This is a genomic window from Paraburkholderia sprentiae WSM5005 (assembly GCF_001865575.2).
Classification (GTDB): domain Bacteria; phylum Pseudomonadota; class Gammaproteobacteria; order Burkholderiales; family Burkholderiaceae; genus Paraburkholderia; species Paraburkholderia sprentiae.
In genome coordinates, this window is sequence record NZ_CP017561.2 from 3,253,363 (window position 1) to 3,267,472 (window position 14,110).

At 64.3% G+C, this 14,110-nt stretch carries 18 protein-coding genes; 1 reads left to right on the forward strand and 17 read right to left on the reverse strand.

Going from position 1 to position 14,110, the window contains the following annotated elements:
• Positions 1-44 precede the first annotated feature (44 nt).
• Positions 45-791 carry a Nif3-like dinuclear metal center hexameric protein gene (locus BJG93_RS14820; RefSeq protein WP_027199008.1) on the reverse strand — a complete coding sequence of 249 codons (747 nt, stop codon included), beginning with the start codon at positions 789-791 and terminating at the stop codon, positions 45-47.
• 19 nt (positions 792-810) lie between these two features.
• Here BJG93_RS14820 and BJG93_RS14825 point away from each other — a divergent pair, with 19 nt between their 5' ends.
• Complete coding sequence (locus tag BJG93_RS14825) at positions 811-2,031, forward strand: Do family serine endopeptidase (protein WP_027199009.1); 1,221 nt, start codon at positions 811-813, stop codon at positions 2,029-2,031.
• Positions 2,032-2,120: 89 nt separating this feature from the next.
• On the opposite strand, the gene tatC is transcribed toward BJG93_RS14825, so the two are convergent.
• From tatC to BJG93_RS14905, 16 genes are all read right to left on the reverse strand, one after another.
• The gene (gene tatC / locus BJG93_RS14830) at positions 2,121-2,903 is read right to left on the reverse strand and encodes a twin-arginine translocase subunit TatC (RefSeq protein WP_027199010.1); all 783 of its coding nucleotides are present in this window, start codon (positions 2,901-2,903) and stop codon (positions 2,121-2,123) included.
• Between the two features lie 34 nt (positions 2,904-2,937).
• A complete protein-coding gene (gene tatB / locus BJG93_RS14835; RefSeq protein WP_027199011.1) occupies positions 2,938-3,480 on the reverse strand; it encodes a Sec-independent protein translocase protein TatB in 543 nt (180 codons plus the stop codon).
• A 48-nt stretch (positions 3,481-3,528) separates the two neighbouring features.
• Positions 3,529-3,771, reverse strand: coding sequence for a Sec-independent protein translocase subunit TatA (gene tatA, locus BJG93_RS14840; protein ID WP_027199012.1), 243 nt, complete (start codon positions 3,769-3,771; stop codon positions 3,529-3,531).
• A gap of 274 nt (positions 3,772-4,045) precedes the next feature.
• Positions 4,046-4,411, reverse strand: a complete 366-nt coding sequence (locus BJG93_RS14845) for a histidine triad nucleotide-binding protein (protein ID WP_027199013.1) — start codon at positions 4,409-4,411, stop codon at positions 4,046-4,048.
• Positions 4,412-4,501: 90 nt separating this feature from the next.
• Complete coding sequence (locus tag BJG93_RS14850) at positions 4,502-4,897, reverse strand: DUF4870 family protein (RefSeq protein ID WP_027199014.1); 396 nt, start codon at positions 4,895-4,897, stop codon at positions 4,502-4,504.
• Positions 4,898-4,985: 88 nt separating this feature from the next.
• Positions 4,986-5,381, reverse strand: coding sequence for a phosphoribosyl-ATP diphosphatase (locus tag BJG93_RS14855; protein WP_027199015.1), 396 nt, complete (start codon positions 5,379-5,381; stop codon positions 4,986-4,988).
• Complete coding sequence (hisI, locus tag BJG93_RS14860; RefSeq protein WP_027199016.1) at positions 5,378-5,788, reverse strand: phosphoribosyl-AMP cyclohydrolase; 411 nt, start codon at positions 5,786-5,788, stop codon at positions 5,378-5,380. Before hisI ends, BJG93_RS14855 begins: the two co-directional genes overlap by 4 nt.
• A gap of 1 nt (position 5,789) precedes the next feature.
• Positions 5,790-6,563, reverse strand: coding sequence for an imidazole glycerol phosphate synthase subunit HisF (gene hisF, locus BJG93_RS14865; protein WP_027199017.1), 774 nt, complete (start codon positions 6,561-6,563; stop codon positions 5,790-5,792).
• 203 nt (positions 6,564-6,766) lie between these two features.
• Positions 6,767-7,519 carry a 1-(5-phosphoribosyl)-5-[(5-phosphoribosylamino)methylideneamino]imidazole-4-carboxamide isomerase gene (hisA, locus tag BJG93_RS14870; RefSeq protein WP_027199018.1) on the reverse strand — a complete coding sequence of 251 codons (753 nt, stop codon included), beginning with the start codon at positions 7,517-7,519 and terminating at the stop codon, positions 6,767-6,769.
• A gap of 181 nt (positions 7,520-7,700) precedes the next feature.
• Entirely contained in the window at positions 7,701-8,342 is a 642-nt protein-coding gene (gene hisH, locus BJG93_RS14875) for an imidazole glycerol phosphate synthase subunit HisH (RefSeq protein WP_027199019.1), read from the reverse strand.
• A 160-nt stretch (positions 8,343-8,502) separates the two neighbouring features.
• Positions 8,503-9,090, reverse strand: a complete 588-nt coding sequence (hisB, locus tag BJG93_RS14880; RefSeq protein WP_027199020.1) for an imidazoleglycerol-phosphate dehydratase HisB — start codon at positions 9,088-9,090, stop codon at positions 8,503-8,505.
• 102 nt (positions 9,091-9,192) lie between these two features.
• A complete protein-coding gene (hisC, locus tag BJG93_RS14885) occupies positions 9,193-10,263 on the reverse strand; it encodes a histidinol-phosphate transaminase (RefSeq protein ID WP_027199021.1) in 1,071 nt (356 codons plus the stop codon).
• A gap of 132 nt (positions 10,264-10,395) precedes the next feature.
• The gene (gene hisD, locus BJG93_RS14890; protein ID WP_027199022.1) at positions 10,396-11,730 is read right to left on the reverse strand and encodes a histidinol dehydrogenase; all 1,335 of its coding nucleotides are present in this window, start codon (positions 11,728-11,730) and stop codon (positions 10,396-10,398) included.
• Between the two features lie 58 nt (positions 11,731-11,788).
• Entirely contained in the window at positions 11,789-12,490 is a 702-nt protein-coding gene (hisG, locus tag BJG93_RS14895; protein ID WP_027199023.1) for an ATP phosphoribosyltransferase, read from the reverse strand.
• On the reverse strand, positions 12,487-13,749 hold the full coding sequence (murA, locus tag BJG93_RS14900; RefSeq protein WP_034480165.1) for a UDP-N-acetylglucosamine 1-carboxyvinyltransferase: 1,263 nt from the start codon (positions 13,747-13,749) through the stop codon (positions 12,487-12,489). The genes hisG and murA overlap by 4 nt, the downstream gene beginning before the upstream one ends.
• Before the next feature lie 108 nt (positions 13,750-13,857).
• Positions 13,858-14,097 (reverse strand): BolA family protein, encoded by a 240-nt coding sequence (locus BJG93_RS14905; RefSeq protein WP_027199025.1) that lies wholly within the window; start codon positions 14,095-14,097, stop codon positions 13,858-13,860.
• Between the last annotated feature and the right edge of the window lie 13 nt (positions 14,098-14,110).

Below are 14,110 nucleotides of genomic sequence, written 5' to 3' on the forward strand. Positions count from 1 at the left end.
TCTACGGTATTCCTACCTTTTTCTTCGTGAATGCAATCTGCAATTCAAACGGGATTGGGGATATCGATAAACAGGTGTTCGAGATCGAACGATTCGGACAGATGCTTGCCCACCGCCTGCACGCCGAAGCGTTCCGTCGCGTGGTGGCCGGCCGCCAGAAACGCGACGCCGCTTTCCGCCGCCGTGTGCATGACCGACTCCGACACCTCGCCGGTCACGTAAACGTCGGCGCCCGCGTTGATCGCCGCGTCGAACATGCCTTGCGCTGCGCCCGTGCACCAGCCGACGCGGCGCAGTTCGAAATCCGGATCGCCGAACACGAGCGGCGTGCGCCCCAGCGTCTGCTCGATTTCCGCGCTCAGGTGCGACAAGGTGATCCGCATCGGCAAGGTGGCGAGCCAGCCCAGACTGTTGTCGCCAAACCGCGCGTCGCTGATCCAGCCCATCTTTTCGCCGATCTGCGCGTTGTTGCCGAACTCCGGATGATCGTCGAGCGGCAGATGATAGGCGAACAGGTTCAGGTCGTTGGCGAGCAGCAGCTTCAAACGAGCATGTTTGCGGCCGGTGATCTGCGGCGCCTCGTTGCGCCAGAAGTAGCCGTGATGGACCAACACGGCGTCCGCGCCCCAGTCCAGCGCGGCCTCCAGAAAGGCCACCGACGCGGTCACGCCGGTCGCGAGTTTGTGGATCCGGCGGCGCCCCTCGACCTGCAGTCCGTTCGGGCAATAGTCCTTGAAGCGCGCGGTTTCGAGGAGATTGTTCAAGTACAATTCAAGTTCGATCCGATCCATATAGACCTCTAGTCTTCAGATGCTTAGACGCTTCTGGCTGTTATTTGCCCAAGCGGTGACGGTGCTGTTGGCGCTGATGTTCATCATTGCGACCCTCAAACCGCAGTGGTTGCAGCGTCAAGGACAGTTCGGCAGACAACTCGTCGAACCGATCGTCGCGCTGCGGGAAGTGGCGCCAGGCATCGGCACGGGCCACGCCGAAACGTCCTATGCCGAAGCGGCGCAAAAGGCCATGCCCGCGGTCGTCAACGTGTTCTCCAGCAAGGATGGCTCACTGCCTCCCGACCCGCGCGCCAAAGATCCGCTGTTCCGCTACTTCTTCGGCGACAGGAACAATCGCAAGCAGCAGGAGCAGCCTGCCTCGAATCTCGGCTCAGGCGTGATAGTGAGTTCGGAAGGTTACATTCTAACGAACCAGCACGTCGTCGACGGCGCCGATCAGATCGAAATCGCGCTCGCCGACGGCCGCACCGCCAGCGCGAAGGTCATCGGCATCGACCCCGAAACCGATCTGGCCGTGCTCAAGGTCAACATGACCAATCTGCCCACCATCACGCTCGGCCGGATGGACCAGACGCGAGTCGGCGACGTCGTGCTCGCGATCGGCAATCCGTTCGGCGTCGGACAAACCGTGACGATGGGCATCGTCAGCGCGCTGGGCCGCAACCATCTTGGCATCAATACGTTCGAAAACTTCATCCAGACCGACGCACCGATCAACCCCGGCAACTCGGGCGGCGCGCTCGTCGACGTGAACGGCAACCTGCTCGGCATCAACACAGCCATCTACTCGCGCTCGGGCGGCTCGCTCGGCATCGGCTTCGCGATTCCGGTGTCGACCGCGCGCAGCGTGCTCGAAAGCATCATCACGACCGGCACGGTCACGCGCGGCTGGATCGGCGTCGAACCGCAGGACGTGACGCCGGAAATCGCCGAGTCGTTCGGGCTCGACCAGAAGTCGGGCGCGATCGTCGCGGGCGTGCTGAAAAGCGGGCCGGCGGACCGCGCGGGCATCAAGCCGGGCGACATCCTGACGAGCGTGAACGGCCAACAGATCACCGATACCACGCGTCTACTGAACGTGATCGCGCAGATCAAGCCGGGCACGGCAGCCAAGGTGCATCTAGTGCGCAAGGGTCATCAGCTCGATCTCGACGTGATGATCGGCAAACGCCCGCCGCCGCCCAAACAGGCGGATGACGACAACAGTGGCGATCAGCCGGACGACGAGGGCGGGTGAGATTAAGGCTGCGGCTTCGCGCAACGAAAAAGGGCAGTCCGCGATGGACTGCCCTTTTCATTTGACGCACGAGACCGGCTCCCGACACCTCAACTCGACGGCGGACTCACATCCTCCACGATCACCGGCTGCTTGCCGACGATCAGCCGCGCCGCGATGATGCCCGCCTCGTACAACAGGATCAGCGGAATCGCGAGGATCAGCTGCGAAAACACGTCCGGCGGCGTGACGACGGCCGATACCACGAACGCGCCGACGATCACATACGGACGAATCTCCTTCAGCTTCTTCAGCGTCAGCACATTCATCCGCACCAACAGTACGACGACGATCGGAACCTCGAATGTGACGCCGAACGCGATGAACATCGTCAGCACGAAGCTCAAGTAATTGTCGATATCGGTCGTCATCTCCGCGCCGAGCGGCGCATTGTAGTGCGCCATCACGCGGAAGATGGTCGGAAACACGACGAAGTACGCGAACGCCATGCCGCACAGGAACAGCGTGTAGCTGCTCGCGACCAGCGGCGCGACCAGCTTCTTCTCGTGCTGATAGAGCCCTGGCGCGACGAACGCCCAGATCTGGTACAGCACGACCGGCAGCGCGATCACGAACGCGACCAGCATCGTCACCTTCATCGGCACGAAGAACGAGCCGGTGACGTCGGTCACGATCATCTTGCCGTCCTTCGGCAGATTCATCATCAGCGGACGCGCGAGCAGTCTGAAGATGTCCGGCGCCCAGTACACGAGCCCGATAAACACGACGATGACAGCGAGCCCCGCACGGATGATGCGGTCACGCAGTTCGACGAGGTGGGAAATGAAGGTCTCTTCAGTGCCTTCGTTCTGGGATTGCTGGGGGTCGCTCACACCGGCCCTCGGTTAGAGATTGTCGATCTGAACATCAGAAAAACCGCGTCGGACGACGCAGGTTGGCAGGTGTGTGCCGCGCAACGCGCGCGGCGCCCGACTGCACGCGCGTGCGGCGCAGATTCGCACGTTTGTACCAGGTGGGCGTGGCGCTCTGCTGGACGCGCCAGTTCTTGCGTTTGGGTGCGGCGGCCGGCGTAGTGACCGGCCACGAAGTCGCACCGGTGCTGCCGCTGACCCCGCTGCCGGCATCTTCGAGCGCGCCGCCGGCGATACTCGGCGACACCGACGTACCGCTGTTCCATGCTTCGTTCAGTTCGTTCTCATGCTTGCGCAGATTGTCCTGAACCGCCGTCTCGACGTTGCTCGCGGCCTTCTCGAACTCGGTCTTCATGCGCCGCAATTCGTCGAGCTCGATTTCGCGCGTGACCTCGGCCTTCACGTCGTTGATGTACCGCTGTGCGCGGCCGAACAGTGCGCCGGCCGTGCGAGCGACACGCGGCAGGCGCTCAGGCCCGAGGACGACCAGCGCGACGACGCCGATCAGCGCCATCTTGGTTAGACCGAGGTCCAGCATGAAGTGGAATGTCCGTCAGAAACGCGGGAACGGCGCGAACGCCGCGGCTTAGCGGTAGTCGCTCGATTGCTGCGTCTTTTCCTTCGCTTCGACGTCCACCGCGCCGTTGCGCGGCAGCTCGCGCTGCTGTTGCGCGTCCGCCGACGGCGAATCGGCTTCCTTCACGCCTTCCTTGAAGCCCTTCACCGCGCCGCCCAGGTCGCTACCGATGTTGCGCAGCTTCTTCGTGCCGAACACCAGCGCGACGATCAACAGAACGATCAACCAATGCCAAATACTCAATGAACCCATGACTACTCTCCTTAACCCCGGCGCCGCATCTCGATGCGGCAAATTTGCATAACCTGAAGCGCGTGCGCTCCCTCTCCGTGTATCTCTACGTTACCGCAGGTCGCCACGCCTCGCTGGCGGCGCGCCCCCTAGTCTTCACGGATGTCATTGTGGCGAGACGATCGCGTCGACGGTATTACACAGCGGTAAAAACAACGGTGGCGGTATTGTCCTCGACCAAAACCCGCCACGGTTTGCGCGTTTCACGCAGCGCGCATGACACGCGAACCCGCGCTCAGCCCATGCGTTGCCAAGGGCGCGGTCCCGCGAGAATGTGCAAGTGCAGGTGATAGACCTCCTGACCGCCGCCCGGACCGGTATTGATGACCGTGCGAAAGCCCGTGTCTCCGCCGCTGTATGCGACCCCCAATTGCTCGGCCAGTCGCGCGGCCAAGACAAGCATTCTACCAAGCAGAGGCGCATCGCTTCCGGTGCAGTTCGACAGCGTCGCGATGTGCCGACGAGGAATCACCAGCACATGCGTTTCGGCCGCAGGACGGATGTCGCGGAAGGCGACGAACTCGTCGTCTTCGTGGACCTTGGTCGACGGGATTTCGCCAGCGGCGATCTTGCAAAAAAGACAGTTCGGATCGTGACTCATCATATTCCTGACGCGGGATAACTTGGCGAGCGAAGCCGCGCGCGACGAGGTTCGACCCGAAGCCGGCCCGCCCAGCGGACCGGCTAGCGTTCAGACCCAACCGGCCGGATTCGCGAACGGCTTGTTATCGTACAGATACAGCCAGCCTTTGATAATTCGGTACAACATCCATATGCTGACGGCCCACAGCAATGGAATGCCGATCACCACGAGCAGCAGCAACGCGCCGATCGCGTAACCGACGAGGCCCAGCCAGAACGTGCGAATCTGCCATTCGAAGTGCGCTTCGTACGGCGTGCCCGCCACGTCCGGCCGTTTGACGTAATTGATGATGATCGCGATCAGAATGGTGAGCCCACCCGTCAGCCAGTGGACTGCATACAGCGCGTACAGCACGTGCGTGAGTGTGCGCAGGCTGCGCTCGCGTTCAGGCTCCATCGCGTGACGGTAAGCCGGCGGCGGATGGCTTCCTTGCGGCTGTTCCATGCTTGCGTCCTCCCGAAGGTACGGTTACCGCTATATGGGTGGCGGCGCGCGATGTCGAGCGCAAACGCCAGATTTCCGCTCCGGTTGCTCAGTCGCCGTTCTCTTCGCGCTCGAGGCTTTTGCGCAGCGCCTTTTCCTCGATGCCCGACAAGCCTTCGCGTCGCTCGAGTTCGGCGATCACGTCGGCGGGGCTCAGATCGAAATGCGACAGCATTACGAGGCAGTGGAACCACAGATCCGCGACCTCGCCGACCAGCGCCTTCGGCGCGCCGCCGTGGCGCGCGTCCTTCGCGGCCAGCACGACTTCGGTGGCCTCTTCGCCAATCTTCTTCAGCACCGCGTCGTCGCCCTTGTGAAACAGGCGCGATACGTACGAGATGTCCGGATCGCCGCCCTTGCGGCTGTCGATCACCGCCGCGAGGCGCAGCAGCGTGTCGAGCGTGGAAGCCGTGGCGGGCAACGGGTTTTGCGTGGATTGCGTCATTTGTAGATGTGTTCGGGGTCTTTCAGCACGGGATCGACGGCCTGCCAGTCGCCGTCGTCCACCGAGCCTTCGAATTTCTGGAAAAAGCACGAGTGGCGGCCGGTGTGGCACGCGATGCCCGATACCTGCTCGACTTTCAGCAGCACGACGTCTTCGTCGCAATCGAGCCGCACTTCATGCACATGCTGCACGTGGCCCGACTCTTCGCCCTTGAACCACAGGCGTTGGCGCGAGCGCGAGAAATACACCGCGCGGCCGGTCTCGACGGTCTTCGCGAGCGCCCCGCGGTTCATCCACGCGAACATCAGCACGTCGTTCGTCGACGCTTCCTGCGCGATCACGGGCACGAGGCCGTTCGCGTCCCACTTGACCTTGTCGAGCCAGTTCACTGCCGAGGAATTCGTCACGTCACAACCTCACCGAAATGCCCTGGTCGGCCATGAAACGCTTGGCCTCCCCGACCGTGTGTTCGCCGTAGTGGAAGATGCTCGCGGCGAGCACCGCGTCCGCGTGACCGCTCTTGATGCCGTCGGCGAGATGCTGCAGATTGCCGACGCCGCCCGAGGCGATCACGGGCACCGGCACCGCGTCCGAGACCGCGCGCGTGAGCGCGAGGTCGAAGCCGCTCTTGGTGCCGTCGCGATCCATGCTGGTCAACAGGATTTCGCCGGCGCCGAGCGCGGCCATCTTGCGCGCCCATTCGACCGCGTCGAGGCCGGTGGCCTTGCGCCCGCCGTGCGTGAACACTTCCCAGCGCGGCGTTTCGCCGTCGGCCGACACGCGCTTCGCGTCGATCGCGACGACGATGCACTGCGAGCCGTATTTGTCAGTCGCGTCCTTCACCAGTTGCGGATTGGCGACCGCCGACGAGTTCATGCTGATCTTGTCGGCGCCGGCGTTCAGCAGGCGCCGCACATCTTCGACCGCGCGCACGCCGCCGCCGACCGTCAGCGGAATGAACACTTGCGAGGCGACCGCCTCGATGATCGGCAGGATCAGGTCGCGCTGATCCGAGGTCGCGGTGATGTCGAGGAACGTCAGTTCGTCGGCGCCCTGATCGTCGTAGCGGCGCGCGATTTCGACCGGGTCGCCCGCGTCGCGCAGTTCGACGAAGTTGACGCCCTTGACCACGCGGCCCGCGGTGACGTCGAGGCAGGGGATGATGCGTTTAGCTAGAGCCATGATCGTGCAATTCTGCCAATACCGCTGATGAGGCCGCTCGCTTGCGGGCAAGCGGCACGGTGCCGGCGCGAGCGGTTGCGTCGCGCCGCGAGGGAGGTGCCGGCCGCAAGCTGGCGAGATTCGAGGGAGCCAGCGCCGCGAGCCGAGTTGAGCGCCACATGAGCGGCCCGCGCGACCTGCCCGGCGCGCGCAGCCGACGCCGCTTAAGCGTCGTCCGCTTCGCGCAGCCGGTCCGCTAGCGTTTGCGCGGCCCCGAAGTCGAGGTCGCCCGAATAGATCGCGCGGCCGCAGATCACACCTTCGATGCCCTCGCCTTCGACTTCGCACAGCGATTCGATGTCCGCGAGGTTCGACAGACCGCCGCTCGCGATCACCGGAATCTTGACCGCGCGCGCGAGGCGCACCGTCGCTTCGATGTTGATACCCTGCAGCATGCCGTCGCGGCCGATGTCGGTGTAGATGATCGACTCGCAGCCGTAGTCCTCGAACTTGCGCGCGAGGTCGGCCACTTCGTGACCGGTCAGCTTGCTCCAGCCGTCGGTCGCGACCTTGCCGTCTTTCGCATCGAGGCCAACGATGATGTGGCCGCCGAACGCGGTGCACGCGTCCTGCAGAAAGCCGGGGTTCTTCACCGCCGCGGTGCCGATGATCACGTACGACAAACCGTCGTCCAGATAGCGCTCGATCGTGTTCAGGTCGCGGATGCCGCCGCCCAGCTGAACCGGAATCTGGCCACCCACTTCGTCGATGATCGCGCGGATTGCGTCGCCGTTTTTCGGTTTGCCGGCAAACGCACCATTCAGGTCGACCAGATGCAGTCGACGCGCGCCGCGGTCGACCCAATGTCGGGCCATTGCCGCCGGTTCCTCGGAGAAAATCGTCGCCTGGTCCATATCGCCCTGTTTGAGGCGTACACACTGACCATCTTTCAGGTCGATGGCGGGAATCAGCAGCATAGCAATCGGGTGTTGTCTGGGAGGGGGTTGAAGGTCGGCGGCAGCGGCTGGAGAGCCAGCCCGGCGCAACGCCGTCTCGCTAGTTTAGTACAACTCTTTCGGCGCTCCAGCGGCGCGCCGTTCGGAAGCAGGACCGCGGCGCCGCGCATCTTGCGCGCGGCAACGGGATAAAGAAAGGCGTTCACGGATTCCAGTGCACGAAGTTGCGATACACGCGCAAACCCGCGTCGGCGCTCTTTTCAGGGTGGAACTGGGTGGCGAAGATGTTATCGCGCGCTACCGCCGAGGTAAAGGGCACGCCGTAGACCGTTTCGCCCGACGTATGTGCCGGGTTGTCCGGCACCACGTAGTAGCTGTGCACGAAGTAGAAGAACGCGTTGTCGGCAACGCCGTCCCACAGCGGATGCGGCTGCGCCTGACGCACGCGGTTCCAGCCCATCTGCGGGACCTTGAAGCGTGAACCGTCGTCCTGCACCTGGCCTTCGAGCTCGAAGCGCATCACCTTGCCGGGCAACAGACCCAGGCCCGGCGTGTCGCCTTCGGCGCTCCAGTCGAACAGCATCTGCTCGCCGACGCACACGCCCATCAGCGGCTTGCTGCGCGATGCCTCGACGACCGCTTCCTGCAAACCGGACGCACCGAGACTGCGCATGCAGTCGGGCATCGCGCCCTGGCCGGGCAGCACCACGCGGTCGGCCGCGCGGATCGCTTCCGGACGATCGACGATCGCCACGTCCGCTTCCGGCGCGGCTTTGCGCAGTGCCTGCGCGACCGAGCGCAGGTTGCCCATTCCGTAATCCACAATCGCTATCGAAGTTTTCATTTCAAGTTTGGCCGCTCTGCCCTCAATTCATCGTTGCCGCCGCGCAGCGTCGAACGACGTGCCGGCAAGTGCGGTCATGCCCGATAAGTGGCTTGAAGGTGAGTGGCCTGAAGACGTTGGAGGCGTTGAAACCCGGGTTGAAGCCAGTACGGCCGTTACGTTAGAGGCTGCCCTTGGTCGACGGAATCTGTCCGGCTGCGCGCTCGTCGAGCTCGACGGCCATGCGCAGCGCGCGCCCGAACGCCTTGAACACCGTTTCGAGCTGGTGGTGAGCGTTGATGCCGCGCAGGTTGTCGATGTGCAGCGTCACGCCGGCATGGTTCACGAAGCCGCGGAAGAATTCGATCGACAGGTCGACGTCGAAGGTGCCGATACGCGCGCGCGTGAACGGCACGTGGAATTCGAGGCCCGGGCGGCCGGAAAAATCGATCACGACGCGCGACAGCGCTTCGTCGAGCGGCACGTAGGAATGACCGTAGCGGCGGATGCCCTTGCGATCGCCGATCGCCTTCGCGACGGCCTGCCCGAGCGTGATGCCGGTGTCTTCGACCGTATGGTGGTCGTCGATATGCAGGTCGCCATGCGCTTCGATCTCGAGGTCGAACAACCCGTGGCGGGCGATCTGATCGAGCATGTGGTCCAGGAACGGCACACCGGTGGCCAGCTTCTGCTGGCCGGTGCCGTCCAGGTTGATCTTCGCACGGATCTGCGTTTCGCTGGTGTTGCGAACGACTTCCGCAAGGCGCATGGCAATTCCTCGAATCTGGCTTAAAAGCGCTAGTAATGTGGGGCGGAAAAATGGCGGGCTGCTCGGTGCAGCCGCGCTTATGCAGCCGCTTGGCGTGGCGGATTATCGCAACACGAGTTTCAGGCCGGCGAGCAAATGGGCGTTCTCGTTCGGCGAACCGACGGTCAAACGCACGCAGTTGACCAGCAATGGATGCATTTTACTCACGTTTTTAATCAGAATCCGCGCCGTTAGCAGGGTTTCGAACAGCACCGACGCATCGGGCACCCGCACGAGCAGGAAGTTGCCCGCGCTAGGGAACACTTCGGCGCCTGGTAGCGCGGCCACCGCCTGCGCGAGCTTCGTGCGCTCGTCGCGCAATTGCGCGGCCTGCGCGTCGAGCACGCCGATGTGGTCGAGCAGAAAATCGGCGGCGGCCTGCGTCAGCACGTTGGTGTTGTACGGCGGGCGCACCTTGTCGAACTCGGTCAGCCACGCGGGCTTGCCGACCAGGTAACCGAGCCGGATGCCGGCGAGGCCCAGCTTCGACACCGTGCGCATCACGACGACGTTGTCGTACTGATCGGCGCGCGGCAGCCAGCTCTTCTGCGCGAAGGGCTGATACGCCTCGTCGATGACGATGAGGCTCTTGCCCGCCGCGGCGATGATGCGCTCGATTTCGGCGTCATCGAACAGCGTGCCGGTCGGATTGTTCGGATACGCGAGATAGATGATCGCCGGTTCATGTTCGGCGATCGCCGCGAGCATCGCGGCGGTGTCGAGCGTGAAGTCCGGTTTCAGCGGCACACCGACGAAGTCGAGATTCGCCAGCTTCGCCGACATCTGATACATGACGAACCCCGGCACCGGCGCGAGCACCTTCGCGCCCGGCTTCGCGCACGCGACCGACATGATGCTGATGAGTTCATCGGAGCCGTTGCCGAGCAGCACGTCGCAACCCGCCGGCACGCCCATCACGTCACGGATGCGCTCGATCAGCTGCTCGGGGCGGGGCGCCGGGTAACGGTTTAGGGCGACGCCGGCCAGACGCTCGCCGAGATGCGCGGCAAGTTCCGGCGGTAGTGGAAACGGGTTTTCCATCGCATCGAGCTTGATGAAGCCGGTGGCGTCCGGAACCGGATAGCTCGTCATTGCGAGCACGTCGCTGCGGATGATGTCTTGAGGTGTCGTCATAGCTTCGGGAGCCGGGCCGTGCGAAGAACGCCGGGGACGGCGTCGTCGGCGCAGGGCGCTCGGGTTGGTCTCTGTCGTCGTTATTGAACGGGCGTTAGGCTCCGCCGCGCGCCCGCGTTATCAGCGATCCGCCTAGCCGCGTTCGTTGCTGTTCTGCCGCATCCGGTATTCGGCGCTGCGTGCGTGCGCTTGCAGGCCTTCGCCGTATGCTAGTTCCGCGGCGATCTCGCCGAGCGTCTGCGCGCCTTCCGCGCTGACCTCGATCAGGCTCGAACGCTTGAAGAAATCGTAGACGCCGAGTGGCGAAGAGAACCGTGCGGTACGCGACGTCGGCAGCACGTGGTTTGGGCCCGCGCAGTAGTCGCCGAGGCTCTCGCTCGTGTAACGGCCAAGGAAAATCGCGCCTGCGTGACGGATCTGCTGCGCCCACTGATGCGGCTCGAGCGCCGAGATTTCGAGGTGCTCGGGTGCGATGTCGTTGGCGATCGCGCAGGCCTCGGCCATGTCGCGCACCTTGATCAGCGCGCCGCGGTTTTCGAGCGACGTGCGGATCACTTCGCGGCGCGGCATGGCGGGCAGCAGTTCGTCGATCGCTTCGCGCACGCGCGCGATGAACGCGTCGTCCGGGCACAGCAGGATCGACTGTGCGAGCTCGTCGTGCTCGGCTTGCGAGAACAGGTCCATCGCGACCCAGCGCGGGTCGGTGGTGCCGTCGCACAGCACGAGAATTTCCGACGGCCCGGCGATCATGTCGATGCCGACCGTGCCGAAAACGCGCCGCTTCGCCGACGCGACGTACGCGTTGCCAGGGCCGCAGATCTTGTCGACCGCCGGGACGGTCTGCGTGCCGTACGCGAGCGCGGCCACCGCCTGCGCGCCGCCGATCGTGAATACACGATCGACGCCGCCCAGCAGAGCCGCCGCGAGCACGAGCGGATTCTTCACGCCATCGGGCGTCGGCACGACCATCACGATTTCGCGCACGCCGGCCACCCGCGCCGGAATCGCGTTCATCAGCACCGACGACGGATACGCGGCCTTGCCGCCCGGCACATAGATCCCCGCGCGATCGAGCGGCGTGACCTTCTGGCCGAGCACGGTGCCATCGGCCTCGGTGTACTGCCAGCTATGGCTGCCGCACTCAATCTTCTGCTTCTCGTGATAGCCGCGCACACGCGCCGCCGCGGCTTCGAGCGACGCGCGCCGCTTCGGCTCGAGACTTTCGAGCGCCGCCTCGAGCTCCGACATCGGCAGCTCCAGTTCGGCCACGCTTTTCGCATCGATGCGGTCGAAGCGATTCGTGTACTCGAGCACCGCGTCGTCGCCGCGCGCCTTCACGTCGTTCAGAATCTGCGCGACCGCGCGCTCGATGGCTTCATCTTCGCTCGCCTCGAACGCGAGCACCGCATGCAGCGACTTGTGGAAGTCGCGAGCGGTGGAATCGAGTTTGCGAATCTTGGTAGACATACGGGTATCCGTTTCGGTAAGGCGCGCTAGCAGGGCGATGTCACGTCGCCATCGTCAGTCAGACCGCCGGGGCGCCGGCTTTCGACGACGCATTGGCAAACGCGTCGAGAATCGGCCGCAACGCGGCGCGTTTGAGCTTCAGCGCTGCCTGGTTCACCACGAGGCGCGACGAAATCTGCATGATCTCCTCCACCTCGACGAGATTGTTCGCGCGCAGCGTATTGCCCGAGCTGACCAGGTCGACGATCGCGTCGGCGAGGCCGACCAGCGGCGCGAGTTCCATCGAACCGTACAGCTTGATCAGATCGACGTGAACACCCTTGGCGGCAAAATGCTCACGTGCGGTTTCAACGTACTTGGTCGCGACACGCAGACGCGCGCCCTGGCGCACCGCGTTCGCATAATCGAAACCCGCCGCGACCGCGACCGACATCCGGCAACGCGCGATGTCGAGGTCGACCGGCTGATACAGGCCGCCGCCGCCATGCTCGAGCAGCACGTCCTTGCCGGCCACACCGAAGTCGGCCGCGCCGTATTCCACATAGGTCGGCACGTCGGTCGCGCGCACGATGATCACGCGCAGGTTCGGGTCGGTGGTCGGCAGGATCAGCTTGCGCGAGCTCTCCGGATCTTCCGCGACTTCGATGCCGGCTGCCGCGAGCAGCGGCAGCGTTTCCTCGAAGATACGCCCTTTCGACAACGCGAGCGTGAGCGGCGCGCTCACCGCCGGCGACGACGACGTTTGCGGCATCGAACTCATGCCTCGCTCCCGGAAACCCGGCGCACCTTCGCGCCGATCGCGTTGAGCTTCGCTTCCATGCGATCGTAGCCGCGGTCGAGGTGATAGATGCGGTCGATCAGCGTCTCGCCCTCGGCGCGCAGCGCGGCAATCACGAGACTCGCGGACGCGCGCAGATCGGTGGCCATCACCTTCGCGCCGGACAGTTTTTCGACGCCGGTCACGAGCGCGGTGTTGCCGTCGATCGTGATGCTCGCGCCGAGACGGTTCAATTCCTGCACGTGCATGAAGCGGTTTTCGAAGATCGTCTCGACCACCTGCGACGTACCGTCCGCGATCGTGTTGAGCGCCATGAACTGCGCTTGCATGTCGGTCGGGAACGCCGGGTATTCGGAGGTGCGGAACGTCACCGCGCTCGGGCGCCGGTCCATCCGCACGCGCATCCAGTCGTCGCCTTCCTCGACCGTGACGCCCGCTTCGCGCAACTTCTCGGTGACGGCTTCGAGCAGCAGCGGACGCATCTTGCGCAGCGTGACGTCGCCGCCGGCTGCCGCGACCGCGCACAGGAAGGTGCCCGCTTCGATGCGGTCCGGAATCACCGTGTGCTTCGCGCCGTGCAGCTTGTCGACGCCGTGGATCACGAGGCGGTCGGTGCCGATGCCTTCGATCTTCGCGCCCATCGCGACGAGCAGATGCGCGAGGTCGACCACTTCGGGTTCGCGCGCGGCGTTCTCGATGACCGTTTCGCCTTCGGCGAGCACCGCCGCCATCAGCAGGTTCTCGGTGCCGGTCACGGTGATCATGTCGGTGACGATGCGCGCGCCCTTCAGACGCTTCGCGCGCGCTTCGATGAAGCCGTGCTCGATCGTGATCTCGGCGCCCATCGCCTGCAGCCCCTTGATGTGCTGATCGACCGGGCGCGCGCCGATCGCGCAGCCGCCCGGCAGCGACACGCGCGCATGGCCGAAGCGCGCGACGAGCGGACCGAGCACGAGGATCGACGCGCGCATCGTCTTCACCATCTCGTACGGCGCGACGAGATTGTCGACCTTCGACGCGTCGAGCGCGACGCGCCCTTCGCCTGCTTCGATACGCACGCCCATCTGGCCGAGCAGCTTGAGCATGGTGCGCACGTCCTGCAGATCGGGCACGTTGTCGAGATGCACCGGATCGGCGCTCAGCAGACCCGCGCACAGGATCGGCAATGCCGCGTTCTTCGCACCCGAGACGACAACTTCACCGGAGAGCGGGTAGCCACCTTCAATGATGAGTTTATCCATGCCTGTCGGTTCCTGATCGGTCCGGTTCGCGCCCGGACCTGCTTTGTCTGTGTTCGGCGCGCCGCTAGCCGCGCGCCCTTCCTGAGTCATTCGCACTAAATTTCCAGATTACGCGTTTTGCCATTCGGCGGGCGTCAGCGTCTTCATGCTGAGCGCGTGGATTTCTTCGCGCATGCGGTCGCCGAGCGCCGCATACACGAGTTGGTGGCGCTGGATCGGGCGCTTGCCTTCGAAGTTCGGCGAGACGATCGTCGCAAAGAAATGCTGACCGTCGCCTTCGACTTCGAGATGCTCGCACGCGAGTCCAGCTGCAATGTACTGTTTGACCTGTTCGGGAGTCGGCAACATGAGAAGCTCCTTG

Coding starts and splice junctions, on each gene's coding strand:
- tatA (WP_027199012.1), bottom strand. CDS start 3,771: ATGGGTTCATTGAGTATTTGGCATTGGTTGATCGTTCTGTTGATCGTC.
- tatB (WP_027199011.1), bottom strand. CDS start 3,480: ATGCTGGACCTCGGTCTAACCAAGATGGCGCTGATCGGCGTCGTCGCG.
- BJG93_RS14855 (WP_027199015.1), bottom strand. CDS start 5,381: ATGACGCAATCCACGCAAAACCCGTTGCCCGCCACGGCTTCCACGCTC.
- BJG93_RS14850 (WP_027199014.1), bottom strand. CDS start 4,897: ATGGAACAGCCGCAAGGAAGCCATCCGCCGCCGGCTTACCGTCACGCG.
- hisA (WP_027199018.1), bottom strand. CDS start 7,519: ATGCTGCTGATTCCCGCCATCGACCTGAAAGATGGTCAGTGTGTACGC.
- hisB (WP_027199020.1), bottom strand. CDS start 9,090: ATGCGCCTTGCGGAAGTCGTTCGCAACACCAGCGAAACGCAGATCCGT.
- hisG (WP_027199023.1), bottom strand. CDS start 12,490: ATGAGTTCGATGCCGCAAACGTCGTCGTCGCCGGCGGTGAGCGCGCCG.
- hisD (WP_027199022.1), bottom strand. CDS start 11,730: ATGTCTACCAAGATTCGCAAACTCGATTCCACCGCTCGCGACTTCCAC.
- hisC (WP_027199021.1), bottom strand. CDS start 10,263: ATGACGACACCTCAAGACATCATCCGCAGCGACGTGCTCGCAATGACG.
- BJG93_RS14820 (WP_027199008.1), bottom strand. CDS start 791: ATGGATCGGATCGAACTTGAATTGTACTTGAACAATCTCCTCGAAACC.
- BJG93_RS14845 (WP_027199013.1), bottom strand. CDS start 4,411: ATGAGTCACGATCCGAACTGTCTTTTTTGCAAGATCGCCGCTGGCGAA.
- murA (WP_034480165.1), bottom strand. CDS start 13,749: ATGGATAAACTCATCATTGAAGGTGGCTACCCGCTCTCCGGTGAAGTT.
- hisF (WP_027199017.1), bottom strand. CDS start 6,563: ATGGCTCTAGCTAAACGCATCATCCCCTGCCTCGACGTCACCGCGGGC.
- hisH (WP_027199019.1), bottom strand. CDS start 8,342: ATGAAAACTTCGATAGCGATTGTGGATTACGGAATGGGCAACCTGCGC.
- BJG93_RS14825 (WP_027199009.1), top strand. CDS start 811: ATGCTTAGACGCTTCTGGCTGTTATTTGCCCAAGCGGTGACGGTGCTG.
- BJG93_RS14905 (WP_027199025.1), bottom strand. CDS start 14,097: ATGTTGCCGACTCCCGAACAGGTCAAACAGTACATTGCAGCTGGACTC.